The organism is Flavobacterium sp. ST-158 (genome assembly GCF_058309975.1).
Genome location: NZ_JBZEEN010000006.1, coordinates 163264 through 184550 on the forward strand (window position 1 = coordinate 163264; position 21287 = coordinate 184550).

Consider the following 21287-nt stretch of genomic DNA (forward strand, 5'->3'; position numbering starts at 1 on the left):
CAAAATGGCAATTATAGGTAACAAAGAATACTTTAAAGGCATTAGCGAAATTAAATTTGAAGGAAAAGAATCTGACAATCCGTTAGCTTTCAAATATTACAATCCGGATCAGGTTGTAGCTGGAAAAACCATGCGTGAGCATTTTAAATTTGCAATAGCGTATTGGCATACTTTCTGCGGACAAGGTTCTGACCCGTTTGGTCCTGGAACACAAAATTTTGCTTGGGATCAATCTAACGATCCAATCCAAGCAGCTAAAGACAAAGCAGATGCTGCTTTTGAATTCATCAGCAAAATGGGATTTGATTATTTCTGTTTCCACGATTATGACTTGATTCAAGAAGGAGCAACTTTAGCTGAATCAGAAAGTAGATTAGCTACTATCACTGAATATTTAAAACAAAAGAAAGCCGAATCAGGTATCAAATTACTTTGGGGAACAGCCAACTGTTTTTCAAATCCACGTTACATGAATGGAGCTGCTACCAATCCTGATTTTAATGTATTGGCTAGAGCTGGTGGACAAGTAAAATTAGCTTTAGATGCTACGATTGCTTTAGGTGGAGAAAACTATGTATTCTGGGGAGGACGTGAAGGTTATATGTCTTTACTGAACACAGATATGGGACGTGAATTAGACCACATGGGACAATTTTTAGTAAAAGCTAGAGATTATGCTCGTGCGCAAGGTTTTAAAGGAAACTTCTTTATTGAGCCAAAGCCAATGGAACCGATGAAACATCAATATGATTTTGATTCGGCTACTGCTATTGGTTTCTTACACAAATACGGTTTAGAGAAAGATTTCAAAATCAATATCGAAGTAAACCATGCAACATTAGCACAACACACGTTCCAACATGAAATTGAAGTAGCTGCTAACGCTGGAATGCTTGGAAGTTTAGATGCAAACCGTGGTGATTACCAAAACGGATGGGATACAGACCAATTCCCTAACAACATTCAAGAAACTACCGAAGCGATGTTAGTTTTCTTAAAAGCAGGTGGGTTACAAGGTGGTGGAGTTAATTTTGATGCAAAAATCAGAAGAAACTCAACGGATATGGAAGATGTATTCTTAGCTCACATTGGTGGGGCAGATACTTTTGCTAGAGCCTTATTGACTGCTGATAAAATCATTACTTCTTCTCCTTATGACAAATTAAGAACAGAAAGATACAGTTCTTTTGATTCTGGAAAAGGGAAAGATTTTGAAAACGGAAAATTAGACTTGAACGACCTATATAAAATTGCTTTAGAAAACGGAGAATTGGATTTAAAAAGCGGAAAACAAGAGCTTTTTGAAAACATTATCAATCAGTATATCTAAAAAACAACTTATTTTCAATATAATAAGTTGATTTTCCACAACAGCCAACAGTACATTTTTATACTGTTGGCTGTTTTTTTTTACGTTTATCTTATTGTTTTTTTTAAAGAACAGGACAGTACAGGATTCTAATATAGAATTAAAAGTTTAATATTGATGTATCAATACTATCTAAAATTAATTCGATTTAATGTATTGAATATTATAAAAAAAGAAAAAATCAATCCATTTAGGATAATAACAATTTAGTTTTTAGTTTAGTTTTAGAGTGAGTTTTTAGTTTTAAGCCCTAACATTTGTTGGGGCTTTTAAACATAAAAAAATATAGTCAAAACAAAGCTATTTTTATAAAAAACAACTTAATCAACTCAAATGATTGCAACCTATAAGACAGCTTTTTTTTGTAAAACAAATCAAAAACTACGTTTATTATTAATTGTAATCTTATTGATTAGCGGACAAGCTAAATCTCAGGACAATAGAAGTTTTCAGGTTTTTCAATTTCCAGCCAATAAAATTCCAACCATTGACGGAAATAGCGAAGATTGGAAAATCGTTCCTAAAAATTATATCGTAGGAATGGATCAATTATGGGATGACAGCGGAAAACAACACAAAGCCGACCCAAAAAACCTAGATGTTAGCGTAAAAGTAGGCTGGGTAAAAGGACTCAATCGTTTGTATTTTCTTTATGAAGCCTATGATGATTATTGGGATTTTTCTCTACCTGGATTACACAACGACACCTTTGAATTGATTGTAGATGCCGACCAATCTGGAGGGCCATTTATTGATCGTTTTCATCCTAATCCAAGCCTAACCAATACAATGGACGCCTACTTTTCATACCATGGTGTTCATGCACAAAACTATCATATTTTTACTCCTGCCCTAGAAAAAGATTGGACTATGGTTTGGGGAAGCCAACCTTGGATTAAAGACTTACCTTATGCCAATTCATCTTATCATTATGATTTCAAACCTGGACAAGGTGGAAAACTAACATTGGAATTTTGGATTACTCCTTTTGATTATGCTGGAAATGAACCATCAAGAGCAGTAGAATCTATCTTAACAGAAAACAAAAACGTTGGTCTTTGCTGGGCAATAATTGATTATGACGATGTTAATAAAACGGAAAACAATGGATTTTGGAATCTTTCAAAAGAACACACCATGTATGGAAATGCCTCTTTTGCGCTACCTTTTAAACTGATGCCTTTAGAACCTCAATTTATGAAAGAAATCGAGGCTAAATGGTCTCATAAAATACTAAATATGAACTTAAGAGAAGTGGCCTTCTTTGATGAATCGATTGGCGATATTGATACTTGGATTTGGGATTTTGGAGACGGAACTACTGCTACCACTCAAAATCCAATTCACCAGTATAAAGAAGCTGGAAAATATGTTGTAATTTTAAAAATTCGCGGACCTAAAGGCGAATCTAAACTATCTAAAGTTTGGGATGTAGCGGTAAAATAAAAAACTAATCACCAAAAACCAACCAAGATGAAAACAAACCAATTAACAACAGGATTTAAAACAATAAAAAAAATAGGAGTTGCTGCTACATTAATGGCCATTCCATACAATGCAATTGCGCAACAACCCGTAAATGACGCAACCACACCTTTGCATCTTTTGCAACCCGATTACCCAACTCCTTATGGGCCAAAATCAACCCAAGAAATCAAAGCAACAATAGATAAAGTATATACTTTTCTTGAAAAAACAACTCCTGCAAGCTTAATAAACAGCAAAACAAAACAAGAAATTACAGATCTCAAAAATCTAGACGAAAACACCATCTTTTCTCCTGGAGCTTTTAGACTAACTAGCTATGAATGGGGAGTAACTTATGCCGGAATGCTTCTTGCAACCGAGGCAACTGGTGATCCAAAATATGCCGATTATACTAACAAAAGATTAAAACTAATTGCTGATATTGCTCCTTATTACAAAAAAGAGCTGCAAAAAAACAATAAATTTCCTTCACCAATACATGGCTTTTTAATGCCTCATGCTTTAGATGACGGAGGTGCCGTTACTGCTGCAATGATTAAAGCGCAAAGAGCGGGATTAAAAGCCAATTTAAGACCTTTAATCGACCATTTTATGGACTATATCAGCAACCAAGAATTTCGTCTTACTGATGGAACTTTAGCTAGAAATAGACCGCAACCCAATACTTTATGGCTAGACGATATGTTTATGGGGGTTCCAGCATTAGCCCAAATGGGAAAATTAACTGGAGACGTAAAATACTATGATGATGCTGTTAAACAAGTAAAACAATTTTCGGAACGTATGTTTAACAGCCAAAAAGGCTTGTACATGCACGGCTGGGTACAATCAATGGAAGAACACCCTCAATTTCATTGGGCTCGCGCCAACGGTTGGGCAGTGATGACTTTAGTTGAATTATTAGAAACACTACCTAAAGAGCATCCTGGTTATAATACTGTTTTAAACCAATTAAGAGCACATATCAAAGGCTTGGTTTCTTATCAAGACGGAACCGGTTTTTGGCATCAATTAATAGACCGTAACGATACTTATTTAGAAACCTCAGCAACAGCTATTTATACCTACTCTATAGCAAGAGCAATCAACCGTGGTTATATTGACAAAGCCGCATATGCACCTACTGCTTTATTGGCTTGGAATGCTGTATCTACTAAGGTAAATGACAAAGGACAAGTAGAAGGAACCTGTGTAGGAACAGGTATGGGATTTGACCCTGCATTTTATTACTACCGTCCTATAAATACATTTGCCGCACATGGTTATGGACCAGTAATTTTAGCGGGTTCTGAAATTATTTTAATGCTTAAAAACAATGAATTTGAAATAAACGATAGCTCGTTACAACTAAAACCAAGTAAATAAAAAAACACTCATGAACAGTATTTTCATCAACAGCGTAGTAGCATTTTCAACATGTTTTTTATCTTTTGGACAACCAATAGAAAAGAAAACCAATCCTCCTACTACACCTAACTTTGTGATTATTGTTGCTGATGATGCGGGTTGGGATGATGTAAGCTACAATGGTTCTGAGATTCACACACCTAATATCGATTGGTTAGCCAAAAATGGAGCTCAGCTAAATCGTTTGTATGCCGCTCCTACATGTTCTCCTTCGAGAGCAAGTTTTTTTACAGGAAGACCTTCTAGCCGTATGGGGATTGTAGCTCCTATAAGTGACAAAAGTGAATTGGCTCTTCCCGATGATGTTACCACATTACCACAAGCTTTACACCAACAAAATTATCAAACCGCTTTGTTTGGAAAATGGCATTTGGGATTAAAGCCAAGTAGTGGCCCTAAAGCCTATGGATTTGATTATTCCTATGGTTTTTTGCACGGACAAATAGACCAATACAGTCATGAATACAAAAATGGTGATCCTAGTTGGCACCGAAATGGTGTATTCATCACCGAAAAAGGACACGTAACTGATTTAGTAGAAAACGAAGCCATTACTTGGCTTAAAACCAAAAGAGATCCTTCTAAAAACTTTTATATTCAATTGAGTTATAGCGCTCCTCATTTTCCTCTACAAGAAGAAGACAAATGGAAAAAACCTTATTTAAAAACCATCAAAAACAACTCTCGTAGAGATTTTGCAGCTGCAATGTCGCATTTAGATTATAGCATTGGGCAAATATTAAAAGCCTTAAAAAAACAGCATTTAGATAACAATACTATTATCATTTTCATGAGCGATAACGGCGCAATGAAAAATTGGTTTCCAACCAACCAATACAAAGGAAAACACGGACCAAATGACGTATTAGGGAGTAATTATCCTTTGCGCGATTGGAAAACTACAAACTATGAAGGTGCCGTAAGAGTCCCTGCTATCGTTTATTGGAAAAACAAAATAGGCCATTCTTTAAATAATAATTACTATTCGGTAACTGACTTAATGCCTACCATTTTATCATTGGCTGGAGCCAAATCAATTCCGGCAACTGTAGAAGGAAAAAACATTTGGAATGCCATTAAAAACAATGATTCTATACCCAATCAAGCCATTTATATTCGAGGACATTTGCAAGAAAGTATTATTGAAAAACCTTGGAAATTAATACGTACCAGACATAAAAATAGCCCAACGGTTTTTGAACTTTTCAACATCGAAAAAGATGCTGAAGAAAAAGAAAATCTGTTACAAAGTCATCCAAATGTAGCCCATAAACTAAAACAAGATTTAGAAGTTCAATTTAACAAAGATGCTAAAGAAGTAAATTTAGGCATCGAATAAAACAAACCAGCGTTAAACGATTCGAAAATCAAAACTAAATTATCCAAAACTATCTCATTTTTATCTATTCATACTATTTAAAATTAAAATCAGGCAAGTACAGGATAGCTTTTTCATTTAAAAAAGGGATTTTCGAAGTTAAAATCAATTGTAATGAAAAAAATATCTATCCTTTTAAGTTCGTTTCTTTTTTTGCTTTTTTCATGCAAAGAAACTGCTCAAGTTAGCAAGGGTTCTACCAATTTTGAACCAGATTGGATTAACAAAGTGGGAGCTAAAGAAAATACTTTTAAAAGTAAAATATACTATGCAAATGATTATGGAGCTGTTAGTGATGGCAAAACACTTACTACACAAAACATACAGAAAGCTATAGATGAATGTAGTAAAAATGGCGGTGGAACCCTTACTTTCAAACCAGGAAATTACCTAACGGGATCATTATTTATCAAAGAAGGCGTTCATTTTAATGTTCCCAGCGGAGTGACTATTTTGGGCAGCGAAAATATAGCCGATTATCTCGAAATTGATACACGAGTTGCGGGTATTGAAATGAAATGGCCAGCAGCTTTAATCAATGTTTTAGACCAAAAAAACGTCACTCTAGATGGCGACGGAATCATCGACGGACAAGGAAAAATCTATTGGGATTACTACTGGAATTTACGCAAAGAATACGAAACCAAAGATTTACGATGGATTGTAGATTATGATGCCAAACGTCCCAGAACAATCTTAATATCCAATTCTAAAAACGTATTCCTTAAAGACCTCAACATCCAAAGAGCCGGTTTTTGGACGGTTCAGGTATTGTATTCAGAATACATAACTGTTGACGGTGTCAAAATAAGAAACAATATTGGCGGACATGGCCCAAGTACGGATGGAGTAGATATCGATTCTTCAAGATGGATATTAGTTCAAAACTGTGACATTGATTGCAATGATGATAATTTTTGTCTAAAAGCAGGTCGCGATTGGGACGGACTAAGAGTCAATCGCCCTACGGAATATGTAGTAGTACGCAATTGCATTGCCCGTCAGGGAGCAGGTTTACTTACCTTGGGTAGTGAAACTTCAGGTAGCATTCGTCACGTGTACGCCTCAAATATTCAAGGATATGGAACTAAAAATGGTTTAAACATCAAATCGGCAACAAATCGTGGCGGAACGGTAGAAGATGTCTATCTTGAAAACATAAAAATGGAAAGTGTGGGTACTTTTATCACCATTTCAATGAACTGGAATCCGGCTTATAGTTACTCTAAACTGCCTGATGGTTATACAGAAGAAACCCTTCCCCCACATTGGAAAAAAATGCTAACTAAGGTTGAACCTGAATCCAAAGGTATTCCTAGTTTTAAAAACATTTACTTAAAAAACATTGACATTAAAGCTGCTAAAAAAGCCATCTCAGTTTCAGGATTAGAGGAGTCTATTGTAGAAAATGTAACCTTAAAAAATGTTCACATAACTGCCCAAACTGCTGGTAATATTAGCTATAGCAATAATTGGATTTTAGACGATGTTACGATCAATGCTTTAGATCATTCGACTATAAAAATAGAAAATAGCAAACAAGTAGATTTTTCAAAATCTAGCAGTAAATAATATCAAAATAACCCTTTATAATGAAATTTAAAGTATCCATTTCACTTCTCTGTCTGTCTTTTGCTGTTCCAAATGTAACGGCACAAAGTCAAAATGTTTGGCATGGAGAAAACCGAAAAATCCATTACGCTCCTCAAGGTAAAAGTTTTGTTCTAAAAAACGGAACCCGTAAATTCAATCGCGCTTTATACGGGAGCAATACCGCTTTTAGAGTCGAAGCTGGCGATTTACCTGAATTTGCCACTTACATGCCTGGCATGGGCGGTAATTTAAAATTGGGGATTAGCAATGGAAAAAACAGCAAATGGATTACCGAAGCCGATAAAATAGATACAAAATACACCCCAGGAACTGTTGAATACCAAATTAAAGATACCTTACTAGGTAACGGAACTTTAAGTGTTCAAATTGTAGCCATGGTGGATAGCGAAGGTTATATTATTAAAGTAAATGGAAATACGGTTCCTAAAAACAGCGTACTTTTTTGGGCTTTTGGAGGTGCTAGTGGTAAAAAATTCTCTAGAAATGGAGATATTGGTGGCGACCCAGAATCCGTGTTTTATTTACATCCTGAATATTGTATCAACAATCAATACCAAATTAATAAAAACAGTTTTGCACTTTCTTATGGTTCCGAAAGCAGTAAAAAAGTAACCGAAAACACTCAAGTAATTAATGCTGTTTTCCCTAATTCAAAGGTTCATTTAGGTAGTGCTAATTTTCAAAAAACACCTTTAGAAAATTATACTTCAAAAGCCGATTCGGTTCCGATGATAATTGGACAATTAAACCAATTTTCCAAAGAAGGAGATTATTGGTTATTTGAAAATACCACAAAAATTGATAATACAACTCAAAAATCAATAGCCGAAAAATTCCAAAAAGCCATTGCTCAAAGCGAACAAATGGCCAACCGAATAAAAGTAAACACTCCTGATCCTTACATCAATACTTTAGGTGGCGCTCTGGCGATGGCTGCCGATGCTATTTGGGAAAATCCAGCCTATCTTCACGGTGCCATTGCCTGGCGAATGTATCTCAATGCCTGGCGTGGTGCGTATGTTGCTGACCCATTAGGATGGCACGACCGAGCAAAAACACATTTTGAAAGCTATGGAAATTCGCAAGTAATAACTCCAGAAACAGGTCCAGTTGTTCCAGATACTACCAGAAATTATGCCCGCCAATTAGAAAAAATAGGCACTTCTATGTTCAGTAGCGGATATATTAGTCGCAATCCAAACAGGAATGACATAGCCCATCATTATGACATGAATTTGGTTTTTATTGACCAATTAATTCGTCATTTTAAATGGACAGGCGATGTAGAATTTCTAAAAAAAATGTGGCCTGTTATCAAAAGACATCTGGCTTGGGAAAAAAGAAATTACGACGTAGATGGCGATGGATTGTATGATGCCTATGCAGCCATCTGGGCAAGTGACGGATTGGGCTACAGCGGTGGCGGAGTCACTTATACTTCAGCATATAATTATTATGCCAATAAAATGGCTGCTGATTTAGCTCGAATTGTGGGTAAAGACGGTTCTTCTTATGCCAAAGAAGCGGCTCACATTTATCAGGCTATACAGGAAAAATTATGGAAAAATAACAAAGGGACTTTTGCAGAATACAAAGACCTTTTAGGCTACCAATTGACACATGACACTCCGGGAATCTGGACGATATATCACGCTTTGGACAGCGAAATTGCCAATCCGTTTCAGGCTTATCAGGCATTGCGTTTTGTAGACAACGAAATCCCTCATATTCCGGTAGCGGCTGAAGGATTAGACAAAGACCATCTGGAATTAATTTCCACAACAAACTGGCAACCGTATACCTGGTCTGTGAATAACGTGGCACTTGCTGAAATTCTACACACAGCGCTGGCGTACTGGCAAGGTGGACAATCAGAAAAAGCATACCAACTTTGGGAAAGTGGTTTAATCGAAAGCATGTACCTTGGCGCTTGTCCGGGTGGCTTTGAACAATTATTATTTCAGGATGCCATTCGTGGCGAATTATATCGTGATTTTGCCGACCCCGTAGGAATGGCAGGAAGAACATTAGTAGAAGGTTTATTCGGAATTCAGCCTGATGCGCTTAAAAATACTTTAACTATCCAACCGGGATTACCAAAATCATGGAATCATGCAGCTCTTGAAATTCCTGATGTAGCTTTTTCTTTCGAAAGAAAAAACAATACTGACATTTACCAAATTACACCTCATTTTTCGGCAAAAATGAATTTAAATTTAATAGTTAACGCTACTCATTCAACCATTAGCAAAGTGATTGTTAATGGAAAAGAAGTGCAATGGAAAATGATTGATGGAACTATTGGAAGTCCAAAAATCAGTATCGAAATCGCTTATGCTGATTTGTACCAAATAGAAATTTCCTGGAGTGATTCGTCACTGGAACAACTTGAAAATCCTTCGCCCATTTGCGAAGGCGAAAACATAAAAATCACAACCGCTAAAGCAACAATTTTAGAGCTAAAAGATCCTCAAAACGCTCTTAAAAATGCCGTTGTAAACAACAATGAAATTACTGCAATTGCCAATACTATTGGTAACAAATCATTTTTTGTCAAACTGAAACAAAAAGAAATGATTTGGTGGCAAGCCATTGATATCAATATCAAATCTAATCTTGAAATTGTTTCAAATACCGTGAAAGGAGAAAATGCTGTAGTAGCTATCAAAAACAATACTAAAAAAGCGGTAAACGGTTTCTTTATTCCGAATCAAAAAGGAAGTAAAACGAAATTTAGTTTACAAGCCAATTCAGAAAACAGCATTGCAATTCCTACAGACCAATTGGTTTCGGGAACCAATCAAGTGGAAATGAATTTTGAAGATGGAACTAAAACCAATTTGAGTTTTACCAATTGGGACATTGCCAGTAATCCAAAAACAAAATGGGAAACGGTATCTTTAGGCAGCGTATTTAACGACAAAATTACCAACATTTTTGAGAATAAATACCTAAGTCCAAGAGCGCAATCGCCTAGTTTACAAATCCCAACTCAAGGTATTGGAAACTGGTGTTACCCTTTTATAAAACCAATCATTGACGACTCTGGCTTAAGAGCTAAAGCAGGTACAAACAACCAGATTATCAGTCCGCAAGGAATTCCTTTTGCAACGCCTTCTGCTGATAAAAACATTGCTTTTGTATCGCAATGGGATAATTTTCCTAATGCGCTTTCTATTCCCCTTTCGGGAAAAGCATCTCAGGCGTATTTAATGATGGCAGGAAGTACCAACCACATGCAAAGCCGTTTTACTAATGGAGAAATTGTGGTAACTTACTCGGATGGAAGTACTGAAAAACTAGAACTGAAAAACCCTGAAAATTGGTGGCCTATTGAGCAGGATTATTATACAGATGGTTATGCTTTTACCACCAATGCGCAAAAACCACCCCGAGTATATTTAAAATCAGGAAAGATTACACGCGATTTTACAGATTTCAAATCGATAAAAGGATTCAGTGATTTTGGCGTTGAAGGCGGAGCTGGAACAATTATTGACATACCGCTGAACAAAAATAAAACGCTGAAAAATATAGAAATTAAAGCCATTGCCAATGAAGTCATTATTGGAATTATGAGTTTAACGTTAAACAGAGACTAAGTATGAATAGAAAAGAATTTTTAGGCACCACATTCTTGGCTTCATTAGCAGCCTTTCTACCTGTGCATGCTCATGATTTTTTAACTATGGAGAAAGAACCCAAACTTTCTGATTTTGCCAAAAGCTTAACTCCTGTGGGGCGTGCCTTAGAATTTGAAGATTACTATGTGTGGTGCAACAGCCCGATAGAAGGTCCTGACGGAAAAATTCATGTGTTTTTTTCCCGTTGGCCTAAAGCCAAAGGTATGGGAGGCTGGATCAGCAGTTCTGAAATAGCCCATGCTGTTGCTGATAAACCCGAAGGTCCTTATGAATATGTAAGTACAGTGCTTTCGCCAAGAGGAACTGGCTATTGGGATGCAACCACTTGCCACAATCCGAGTATTCACTTTGTAGATGGAAAATATGCTTTATTCTTTTTAGGGAATTCTAATGGAAAAATGAATACCAAACGCATTGGTCTGGCCACCGCAGATTCTTTGTACGGACCATGGACAAGACCGGATGAACCTTTACTATTACCGGGAAAAGAAGAAGAATGGGACGATTTATTAACTACTAATCCTTCCTTCATAAAACATAATGGAGAATACTGGCTATATTACAAATCACTAGATACCGAAGGTTATGTACATCCCAAATTTGAAATCAAAGGAAACCGAAAATATGGTTTGGCTACAGCCAAATCACTACAGGGACCTTATACAAAATATACAGGAAATCCCGTGGTTGATTTTCACAATATGGGCAATAATCAGCAATGCGAAGATGCCTATGTATGGTATGAAAACGGCAAATTCAAAATGATTGCCCGCGACATGGGCGTTTTTGGAATGGACAAAGGTTTGTATATGGAATCCAAAGATGGGAAACACTGGTCAGAACCTTTAATAGGCTATCAGGAGCTCAGTAAATATATCAACCAACCTCCAGCTCCAAAACATTTAAACCGATACGGCAGAATCGAAAGACCACAACTCTTATTTCAAAACGGAAAACCTACTTATCTGTTTACCGCTTCGCAAGGCGGAAAATATGAAACCGCTTCCGCATTTATCTTTAAAATCAATCAAAAATTATAATATATGAAAAAAGTATTCATCGCAGTTTCCCTGTGTTTGTTACTAACCACAGCAAAAGCACAGGATAAAATTGACCGAAAAGCAGTTGTAACCAGACATAATGTTAACATCACTAAAATTGATACATTGAATTCGTTATCAGTCGGAAACGGAACTTTTGCCTTTACCGTTGATGCTACCGGATTACAGACATTCCCGGATTATTATCAGGCAGGTCTTCCGTTAGGAACGCAATCAGAATGGGGATGGGATGCTTTACCCAATACGGAAAATTACAAGTTTGAAGAAACATTAAGAGATTACGACCAAAACGGCAGACAAATCCCTTATTCGGTACAAATAAAAACACCTGATCATGCTGTAAAAGCCGTGGAATATTTCCGTGCCAATGCCCACCGATTGCAACTGGGAAATTTAGGTTTTGAATTTTACAAAAAAGACGGAACTTTAGCGCAACCATCGGATATAAAAAACATCAAACAAACACTAAATGTTTGGACGGGAGAAATAGAAAGTAGTTTTACATTGGAAGGTACTCCCGTAAAAGTATGGACGGCTTCACACCAAGAAAAAAATGTTATTGGGGTGAAAGTTGCCTCTGATTTAATAAAAAAAGGACAATTAAAAATTCGTATGCGTATTCCTTTCCCAACCATGAAATGGGGTGATAATGGGAATTTATGGAAAGCTGATTTTGCCTATACCAGCACACTTTCAAACAACGGAAAAAACGAAGCCATCATTACCCATAAAATGGACTCGATTACCTATAATGTGGGATTAAAATGGAAAGGAACAGCCGCAGTCGCTCAAAAAGAAGCGCATTATTACCTGCTGACTCCTTCTAAAAACAGTGAATTTGAATTCAGTTGCGAATTTGCTCCGGCTCACAAAGGAAAAATGGCAATTCCGGATGTTGCAGCTGTTCAATCCAGCAGTATTTCGGGATGGGAAAAGTTCTGGAAAAGCGGAGGTGCAGTTGATTTTTCACAATGTACTGATGAACGCGCATTTGAATTAGAACGTCGTGTCGTTTTATCACAATATTTAACTAAACTACAATGTACAGGAAATGAACCACCACAGGAAACTGGTTTAACTTACAACAGCTGGTACGGAAAACCGCACTTAGAAATGCACTGGTGGCATGGCGTACATTTCCCATTATGGGGAAGAGCTGGTTTGTTGGAAAAAAGCCTGCCTTGGTACAACAAAGTATATGATAATGCTAAAAAAATTGCCGAGAGACAAGGTTTTGATGGGGTAAGATGGCAAAAAATGACCGATCCAGATGGCAACGAAGCGCCATCGTCTATTGGTGCTTTATTAATTTGGCAACAGCCCCATTTTATCACCTATGCCGAGTTAATGTATCGTGATCACAAGGATAAAGCAACTTTAGATTTATACAAAAAACGCGTGTTTGCAACTGCTGATTTTATGGCCTCTTTTGCTTACTATGACCAAGCCAAAAAGCGATACATATTGGGACCTGGTGTTATTCCTGCGCAAGAGCGTTTTAAAGCAACCGAAACCTTTAATCCAACTTACGAATTAGCCTATTGGAATTGGGCTTTAAATACGGCTTTAGAATGGAAAAAACGTTTAGGCGAACCGGAAGTAGCCAAATGGAAACAAGTTATTGCCCAATTATCGCCATTGCCTGTACAGGAAAATGTGTATTTAGCCACTGAAAGTGCCACTGATTCCTATACGAATCCGGAATACAAAACCGATCACCCTTCTGTTTTTGGTACTTATGGAATGTTACCTGAAACAACTCTATTAGATAAAAAAATCATGAAAAATACTTTTGATTTGATTTGGAAAACATGGTCATGGAACGAAACCTGGGGTTGGGATTTCCCTATGACAGCTATGACTGCCGCTCGTTTAGGAATACCTAACAAAGCTGTCGATGCGCTATTTATGGATGTTCAAAAAAACACTTATTTAGCTAACGGACACAATTATCAGGAAGACCGCTTACCTCTTTACTTGCCTGGAAACGGTGGATTGCTTACCGCTGTTGCTATGATGTGTGCGGGTTGGGATGGAACAACCGAAAAAAATCCTGGTTTCCCCAAAGATGGAAAATGGAATGTACGATGGGAAGGTCTTGAAAAAATGTTTTAATAAGCTAAATCCTGAGAGTTTTTAATTCTCAGGATTTTTTTTAAATTTCTTTTTTGCTTGATCAAAAAAGAAACAAAAAAATATTCATGCATTAAAATTGTTTTTCGGTATTCATGAATCTTCGATTTCAAGTCTTACACTTCCTCGTCGGTCAAATTAGTTTTCGAATACTGAAAGAAAAGAACTCGCTTCGCTCAAACAGCTTTTCTTTCTACGTATTCTTCAAACATTTGACACTCGACTGCGAAAGTTAAGGACATTGGAATCTGAAAAAACATTTTTTACAAAAAAGACTTCAACTCTTTAAACTTTTTTGCTTATTCACAGTCTAATCCTCTTTAACCAATTAACCAAACCCTAAACCATAATGAAAAAATTCCTCTTAGCAATACTCGTTTTCCATTTATCTCTTGCTGCATTTAGTCAAAGACAAATGGAATCCTTAGACCGAGGGCTCATTGCTGTAAAAGAAAACGACCATTTTTATGTAAGCTGGCGCGTTCTGGGTACCGATGCCGATAATTTAGCTTTCAATTTGTATCGAAAAAGTGGTACAAAAGCAGCCATTCGAGTAAACGACAAACCCATTAGCGGAGCAACTAATCTTATTGATGATAAAGCCAATCCTACCGAGGACAATAGTTGGTTTGTAAAAACCGTTTTAAACGGAGTTGAACAAGAAGCAAAAGGCAGTTTTAGCATAGCCGCCAATAGTCCTGATAAAAATTATTTGTCTATTCCTCTTAAAGCAAAAGAAGGTTATATTCCAAACGATTGCTCTGTTGGCGATTTGGATGGCGATGGCCGTTATGATTTGGTGGTCCACATGACTGGAAAGGGAGCTGATAACTCTTTTAAAGGATTAACAGACCCTCCCGTTTTTCAAGCCTATACTTTAGACGGAAAATTTCTATGGGAAATCAATTTGGGTAAAAACATTCGCGAAGGCGCTCACTATACCCAATTTATGGTCTATGATTTAGACGGTGATGGCATAGCCGAACTGGTTTGCAAAACCGCCGATGGAACTACTGACAGCACTAATAATGTGGTAGGAGATACTTCAAAAGACTGGAGAGATTTGAATCCAAAATCGGCTACTTTTGGAAAAATATTGCAAGGTCCGGAATACCTGACTGTTTTTGACGGAAAGACGGGAAAAATTGTCAATACAGTTCCATACATTCCTGAAAGAGGCGACATTGGAAAATGGGGCGGAAAAGGCGGCAACGGAAAAAACGACAACACCGGAAACAGGGTCGATCGTTTTACGGCCTGCGTGGCGTACCTGGATGGAATTCACCCCAGCGTAGTGATGTGTCGTGGGTATTACGGCCGTATTGTGATAGCTGCTTTTGATTTTAAAGATAAAAAACTGACCTCCAGATGGGTTTTCGATACTAAAGACGGAAACAATCCTTTTTCGGGAATGGGAAATCACGGACTCTCTATTGCCGACGTGGATAATGATGGCAAAGACGAAATCATTTTTGGTTCTATGGTGGTTGATGACAATGGCAAAGGTTTATACACTACAGGATTTAGACATGGCGATGCCCTACACGTGAGCGATTTAGATCCTGAAATTCCGGGTCAGGAAGTTTTTGGCGTTCACGAAATAGAAGAAGGCACTAAAGGTCCGGGTGTGGCTTTGTTTTCGGCTGCCAATGGCAAAGTTTTATTTACCGCCATGGATGATGAAGATGTGGGAAGAGGCGTTGCCGATAATATCGATGCGACAAGAGTGGGTGCCCAAATGTGGTGGTCCGGTTCTCGTGGCTTATATGATATCAAAGGAAATAAAATTGGTGAATCTCCAAGCTCTACCAATTTCTTAATTTATTGGGATGGCGATACTTCGAGAGAAATTTTAAATGGAAACTATATTGACAAATATGGCAAAGGACGCCTATTCACGGCCGAAGGTGCCCGTTCTAATAATGGCTCAAAATCCACACCTGCTCTTTCTGCCGATATTCTAGGCGACTGGAGAGAAGAATTGATTTTGCGAAGCAATGACAACAGCGAATTGCGTATCTATTCTACAACAATTCCAACAGACATCCGGCAATACACCCTGATGCACGATTCACAATACCGACTTGCCATTGCCTGGCAAAACGTAGGTTACAACCAGCCACCACATACCAGTTTTTATATGGGAACCGGCATGAAACCCGCTCCAAAACCCAATATTAAATTGGTTCCTTAAAACGGTTATCTTAAATATATTTCCAAAAAGCACGGTGTAAGCCGTGCTTTTTTTGTAAGAAATTATTTTTTTATTTATCTTAGCAAATAAACCATAGAATAGCGCCAATCTACCTTAATTTGGGTGTGTTAGCGCTACTTTATAGCGGTTATACGCAATTTGGCGGTAATTGTAACCGAAAATGGAGAAATAAGAATATTTATGAAAAAATACATTTTAATCTTATTGTCATTTTTGAGTTTTGTAAATGCAAATGGACAGAAAAATGAGCCGATTTTACAGAAAACAAATTTGATTAAAATTAATAACGATAGTTTAAATATATTCGTCGTAAACCTCAAAAGTGAAATACTAAATGACACCTTAAAATTTGATGAAAAAGATTTAATTGCTTTAAATGGTCAAACAGAAAACACTAAAAAATATTCTAAAATTTATTTAGTCGATATGAAATATATTTACCGACTTGACATTATTGATAATGAAAAAGTAAAAAATTTTGCAAATGAAATTTTAGATATTAAAAAAATAGAAACGATAAGTATTTCAGAAAATAATTCTTGTTGTTCTCTATTTGGAAAAAACGGAATAAATGGATGCGTGTTTATTACAACAAAAAAGAAATCTAAAGTAAACTATCAAATTGCAGGATTAAAATATTACAAAAAAAGTAAAATGGGAACAAATTTGGACCAAAATGAAAAGGACGGAATAATGATACGAAACTAAACTAAACTAACCCATCTGGTGCTCGTTTGCAACGAGTACCTACTTACTTTTAAGAACTAAGCAAAGCGTTTATAACGCGGTCTTTCAAAAAAACATCCACCGTTGTAGCCTCAGAACATTAAGGCTAATGAAAAACTCGAAAAAACCTATTGCAAAATGAACATAACCAAAAAAACATATAATTACCGCCCAACGATTGGTAATATTTCTTCAGTCGCCATTTTATGTTTCTCCGTTTATTTTATGATAAATTCTGGTCCCGAAGGTTGGGGATTATTTGCTGGAATCGGCTTAATTTTATTATGCGGAATTTTAATATTGATAGATTTTTTATTTCAAAAATTTATAAACAATTACTGGGTAATAACACTAATAGAATTGATTATATTGACTGGTATTTATGTTTTTTTTTAATAGAAATTTCATCTGGTGCTCGTTCACAAAGAGTACCTACTTACTTTTAAGAACTAACCAAAGAGTTTGCAACGCGGTTCTTTTTAAATTTTTCCAGTTCAAATATTCAATTTTCACGCAGATTTTGCAGATTTCCGCAGATTACTGAATAATTATCTGCTGAAATCTGCAAAATCTGCGTGCTTTTTTTATATCTGTCAAAGACAGATTAACGCTTCCTCAAAGTCACAGACTTTGCGGAGCTAAATTTCTATTTCCCACCAACAGTTTTCCAAAAATCATCCTTAGGAAATATATTTTGTAAAGTATATTTAGCTGCTTCTTGTTTAGTTAATTGGTGTGACCAAGCCACTCTTTTATTCGTTTTGGCTCCTTTTCCTTTGTTGTTGTATTCCGCATAAAAAGCGGTTTTGTCCTTGTCTGGATAACGTTCGTCTTTCCAAGGATTCCAACCTTCCGGCAAAATGTGTTTTCCTAAATCACAATTCATAAAAACCGTTTGCGCAAAAGGGCGCCACGGACGACCTAAGAAAACTTTCGTCACCCCAGCATCTGCAATCAATTTGCAATTCCTAAAAACATAACCAAACGCCTGATTTTCGGGTGTGGAGGCTGCAGTGATATAAGAATTCATCTTGCTTTTGATGACACAGTTTTCAAAAACGGCCACTGCCGAACCAAAAATAAAATCGGTCGTTCCCTCGATATAGCAATTTTCATAATACTGATAATAGCCATCTCCATCGGTAAGCAAAGTGTCCTGACAACCTAAAATTCTCGAATTTTTAATGATAAAACGTTCTCCTTTTGCACACAAGGAAACCGCCTGTCCTTTTTCGCACCAACTATTTTCAATGGTTAGATTTTCTATTCGAACATCATCGGCACGAACCAAAAGGGTATAAGAATCGGAAGTTCCAAAGTTTCGTCTCGAATTGGGATTCGGTTTTCCGGAATAATCATCATTAGTAATAATGGTTTTCTCTTTATCCTCCCCTACTAAAGTCAATCGCGGTTTAGACGAAGGAATCACCAATTTCTCCTTATAAATTCCATTTTTGATGAAAATCAAAACTGCCTGAGTATCTGTATTTGCGGCTTCAATGGCTTCTCCCACGGTTTTATAATCACCGCTTCCATCCGGAGCCACCGTAATTTTGGTTGGGTTCTGGGCAAACATCGAATTCACAAAAACAGCAAACAATAACACTAAAAATTTCCTCATCATGACTAATAAAAAATTGTACTTTAAAAACTTATAAACTTCAAAAATACAGAAAAAAAGCCGATTTATAGTAATCGATTGCATTTTACAAAAAACAGAAAATCACTTCTTATTTTGAACATATTATAGTATTTTAGACAGCTATTAAAACCAGTCTAAATGTCCAGCAAAATTCAATACTCTTTAATACTGATCGTTCTTTTTTCAACGCAACTTTTTTATAGTCAGCAAAAACAAAATTCGTTCCTAATTGCCGATAAAAACAAAGTAGTCTCGATTTATATCGATACCAAAGCCGATGAACTCGTTCTATGGGCCGTAAACGAATTGGCTACCGATATTGAGGAAATTACAGGGCAGAAACCACAAATTATTTCGACCCAAAAAGCAACTGCTGGAAACGGAATTTACATTGGTCAAATCAAAGATAAGCTGTTTAAAAATGATACGAAGTCAAAAAACGACATAGTAGGTGCTTGGGAAAAATTTACTATTCGTAACAAAAAAAACAACTTATATATTGTAGGTAGCGATGTCCGAGGAACCGTTTACGGAATCTTTGAAGTCGCCGAAAGACTGGGAGTTTCGCCATGGAAATGGTGGGCTGATGTCAACAATATTAAAAAAGAAAAACTAGCATTAGAACTTCCAAAAGAAGGTATTACTGAAAGTCCTTCGGTACAATTTCGCGGTATCTTTTTGAACGATGAAGACTGGGGATTACAACCTTGGGCGGCAAAAACTTTTGAAAAAGAAACTGGAGATATTGGTCCAAAAACCTATGAGAAAATATTTCAATTGCTGTTGCGTCTGAAAGCCAACACGATTTGGCCAGCTATGCATCCTTCAACTAAAGCCTTTTTTAAAATAGAAGGCAATAAAGAAATGGCACAAAAATACCATATCCTTTTAGGAACTTCCCATGCCGAACCCATGATGCGCAACAATGTGGATGAGTGGAAAAAGGAAACCATGGGCGATTTTAATTATTTCACTAATGCTGCGACTATCAATCAATACTGGCAGGACAGGCTGGATGAAATCAAAGACAGCAAAGCCGAAACCATCATGACTCTGGGCATGCGTGGTGCTCACGACAGCCAGATGGAAGGGGCTAAAAATGCCGAAGACGCCAAAAATATGGTTGAAAAAATCATCGCTACGCAACGCGAAATGCTGACTTCGACTTTCAAAAAACCCATTACATCCATTCCGCAGGTAATGATTCCGTACAAAGAAGTTTTGGAACAATACAACAAAGGCATGAAAATTCCCGAAGACGTGACCCTGATGTGGACCGACGATAATTACGGTTACATCAGACGTTTCAGCGATGAAAAAGAACAAAAAAGAGCAGCCGGCGGCGGGGTGTATTACCATATAAGTTACTGGGGAAGACCTCATGATTACCTTTGGTTATGTACTACCCAACCCGGATTAATTTGGGAAGAAATGTCACGAGCTTATGCTAATGGCGATCAAAAAATGTGGATTGTAAATGTGGGCGACATCAAACCAGCCGAGTATGATTTGGAGTTTTTCATGGATCTTGCCTGGGATATTAATTCGATTCCATCAGATGGAATAAACCAACATTTAAAAAACTGGGCAGCCAGAGAATTTAACGATAAAGTTGCCAATGAAGTAAGTTCAGTAATGAGCGAATATTACCGATTAGCGATGTTACGCAAACCGGAATTCATGGGATGGAGTCAAACAGAACCCACAACCCAGATTAAACCTTCTGATTTTACAACAGACGAGGCCTTAAGGAGAATAACGCTTTATGACACTTTAATGCAGAAAGTAGATCTGCTATCGGCTTCCATTCCGGAAGAACGAAAAGACGCCTGGTTTCAATTGGTAGCATATCCTGTAAAAAGTGCTGCCTATATGAATCGTAAATTCTTGTACTGGAATTTGGCTTTAGCAACAACCGATCAGCTTACCAAAGAAAAATACCTGAATTTATCTAAAGATGCCTATAGCCAAATCGAAACTTTGACCCATTTTTACAATACGAAATTAAGTAATGGCAAATGGAATCACTTCATGAATATGGCTCCCCGAAACTTACCGGTTTATCAGCCTATCTATTATGCCAACTTACCAAAAGTGGACGAAAATAAAGGTCTAAATCCAAAAAATGAAGCTATTGCTATTCAAGCAAATGAATTTACCTCTAAAAAAGGAGCAAAAAACTACAACTGGAAAGCGATTGACGGTTTAGGATATAGCAACGCTGCCCTAACCTTATTCCCTTTAAAATCGGCTTATTTTGAAGCCGAAAAACCTTCGGTAACTTATACTTTTGAAACTGATCAAACCGGAGATTATGAAGTGGAAGTCCGTTTTATTCCGACACACTCTAACGATTCCAACCATCAAGCAACCATTTCATTTGATTCAAATACCAATAAAACTTTCAAGTTAAACAGTTATGACAGGGATGCCAACTGGAAAGCCAATGTGTTGCGAAATGCAGCTATTTTTACTTTACCTATCAAAATAGAAAAAGCTGGAAAACATAGCGTCACCATTGAAGTAAATCAAACTGGAATTATCATTGATCAATTGGCAATTTACCCTAAAGGGCAAAAAAAATATGAGATACCATTTGAATAACGGTAT

General features: G+C 36.9%; 12 protein-coding genes. 11 read left to right on the plus strand and 1 reads right to left on the minus strand.

The features are described 5' to 3' along the window. Positions 1-4: 4 nt before the first annotated feature. The 10 genes from xylA (at position 5) to AC4FRF_RS10850 (ending at position 17017) form a co-directional block, all read left to right on the plus strand. Positions 5-1330, plus strand: coding sequence for a xylose isomerase (xylA, locus tag AC4FRF_RS10805; protein ID WP_491159524.1), 1326 nt, complete (start codon positions 5-7; stop codon positions 1328-1330). Between the two features lie 372 nt (positions 1331-1702). Further along, entirely contained in the window at positions 1703-2815 is a 1113-nt protein-coding gene (locus AC4FRF_RS10810) for a PKD domain-containing protein (protein ID WP_491159525.1), read from the plus strand. Between the two features lie 27 nt (positions 2816-2842). Continuing rightward, on the plus strand, positions 2843-4222 hold the full coding sequence (locus tag AC4FRF_RS10815; protein ID WP_491159526.1) for a glycoside hydrolase family 88/105 protein: 1380 nt from the start codon (positions 2843-2845) through the stop codon (positions 4220-4222). A gap of 10 nt (positions 4223-4232) precedes the next feature. Continuing rightward, complete coding sequence (locus tag AC4FRF_RS10820) at positions 4233-5603, plus strand: sulfatase-like hydrolase/transferase (RefSeq protein WP_491159527.1); 1371 nt, start codon at positions 4233-4235, stop codon at positions 5601-5603. Between the two features lie 153 nt (positions 5604-5756). Continuing rightward, positions 5757-7214, plus strand: coding sequence for a glycoside hydrolase family 28 protein (locus AC4FRF_RS10825; protein ID WP_491159529.1), 1458 nt, complete (start codon positions 5757-5759; stop codon positions 7212-7214). A gap of 20 nt (positions 7215-7234) precedes the next feature. Then, the gene (locus AC4FRF_RS10830; protein WP_491159531.1) at positions 7235-10858 is read left to right on the plus strand and encodes a DUF4450 domain-containing protein; all 3624 of its coding nucleotides are present in this window, start codon (positions 7235-7237) and stop codon (positions 10856-10858) included. 2 nt (positions 10859-10860) lie between these two features. Continuing rightward, positions 10861-11940: a glycoside hydrolase family protein gene (locus tag AC4FRF_RS10835; protein WP_491159532.1), complete on the plus strand. Its 1080-nt coding sequence runs from the start codon at positions 10861-10863 to the stop codon at positions 11938-11940. A gap of 3 nt (positions 11941-11943) precedes the next feature. Beyond that, positions 11944-14076 carry a hypothetical protein gene (locus AC4FRF_RS10840; RefSeq protein ID WP_491159533.1) on the plus strand — a complete coding sequence of 711 codons (2133 nt, stop codon included), beginning with the start codon at positions 11944-11946 and terminating at the stop codon, positions 14074-14076. A 367-nt stretch (positions 14077-14443) separates the two neighbouring features. After that, the gene (locus AC4FRF_RS10845; protein ID WP_491159534.1) at positions 14444-16288 is read left to right on the plus strand and encodes a rhamnogalacturonan lyase; all 1845 of its coding nucleotides are present in this window, start codon (positions 14444-14446) and stop codon (positions 16286-16288) included. A gap of 201 nt (positions 16289-16489) precedes the next feature. Further along, positions 16490-17017, plus strand: a complete 528-nt coding sequence (locus tag AC4FRF_RS10850; protein ID WP_491159535.1) for a hypothetical protein — start codon at positions 16490-16492, stop codon at positions 17015-17017. Between the two features lie 664 nt (positions 17018-17681). Here the strand turns inward: AC4FRF_RS10850 and AC4FRF_RS10855 are convergent. Beyond that, the gene (locus AC4FRF_RS10855) at positions 17682-18659 is read right to left on the minus strand and encodes a pectinesterase family protein (RefSeq protein WP_491159536.1); all 978 of its coding nucleotides are present in this window, start codon (positions 18657-18659) and stop codon (positions 17682-17684) included. 156 nt (positions 18660-18815) lie between these two features. On the opposite strand from AC4FRF_RS10855, the gene AC4FRF_RS10860 reads away from it, so the two are divergent. Next, complete coding sequence (locus AC4FRF_RS10860) at positions 18816-21281, plus strand: glycosyl hydrolase 115 family protein (protein WP_491159538.1); 2466 nt, start codon at positions 18816-18818, stop codon at positions 21279-21281. Positions 21282-21287: the final 6 nt, after the last annotated feature.

What these genes read in the sequence shown, in the direction of transcription:
- xylA (WP_491159524.1), top strand. Translation starts at nt 5, where the DNA reads ATGGCAATTATAGGTAACAAAGAATACTTTAAAGGCATTAGCGAAATT.
- AC4FRF_RS10810 (WP_491159525.1), top strand. Translation starts at nt 1,703, where the DNA reads ATGATTGCAACCTATAAGACAGCTTTTTTTTGTAAAACAAATCAAAAA.
- AC4FRF_RS10815 (WP_491159526.1), top strand. Translation starts at nt 2,843, where the DNA reads ATGAAAACAAACCAATTAACAACAGGATTTAAAACAATAAAAAAAATA.
- AC4FRF_RS10820 (WP_491159527.1), top strand. Translation starts at nt 4,233, where the DNA reads ATGAACAGTATTTTCATCAACAGCGTAGTAGCATTTTCAACATGTTTT.
- AC4FRF_RS10825 (WP_491159529.1), top strand. Translation starts at nt 5,757, where the DNA reads ATGAAAAAAATATCTATCCTTTTAAGTTCGTTTCTTTTTTTGCTTTTT.
- AC4FRF_RS10830 (WP_491159531.1), top strand. Translation starts at nt 7,235, where the DNA reads ATGAAATTTAAAGTATCCATTTCACTTCTCTGTCTGTCTTTTGCTGTT.
- AC4FRF_RS10835 (WP_491159532.1), top strand. Translation starts at nt 10,861, where the DNA reads ATGAATAGAAAAGAATTTTTAGGCACCACATTCTTGGCTTCATTAGCA.
- AC4FRF_RS10840 (WP_491159533.1), top strand. Translation starts at nt 11,944, where the DNA reads ATGAAAAAAGTATTCATCGCAGTTTCCCTGTGTTTGTTACTAACCACA.
- AC4FRF_RS10845 (WP_491159534.1), top strand. Translation starts at nt 14,444, where the DNA reads ATGAAAAAATTCCTCTTAGCAATACTCGTTTTCCATTTATCTCTTGCT.
- AC4FRF_RS10850 (WP_491159535.1), top strand. Translation starts at nt 16,490, where the DNA reads ATGAAAAAATACATTTTAATCTTATTGTCATTTTTGAGTTTTGTAAAT.
- AC4FRF_RS10855 (WP_491159536.1), bottom strand. Translation starts at nt 18,659, where the DNA reads ATGATGAGGAAATTTTTAGTGTTATTGTTTGCTGTTTTTGTGAATTCG.
- AC4FRF_RS10860 (WP_491159538.1), top strand. Translation starts at nt 18,816, where the DNA reads ATGTCCAGCAAAATTCAATACTCTTTAATACTGATCGTTCTTTTTTCA.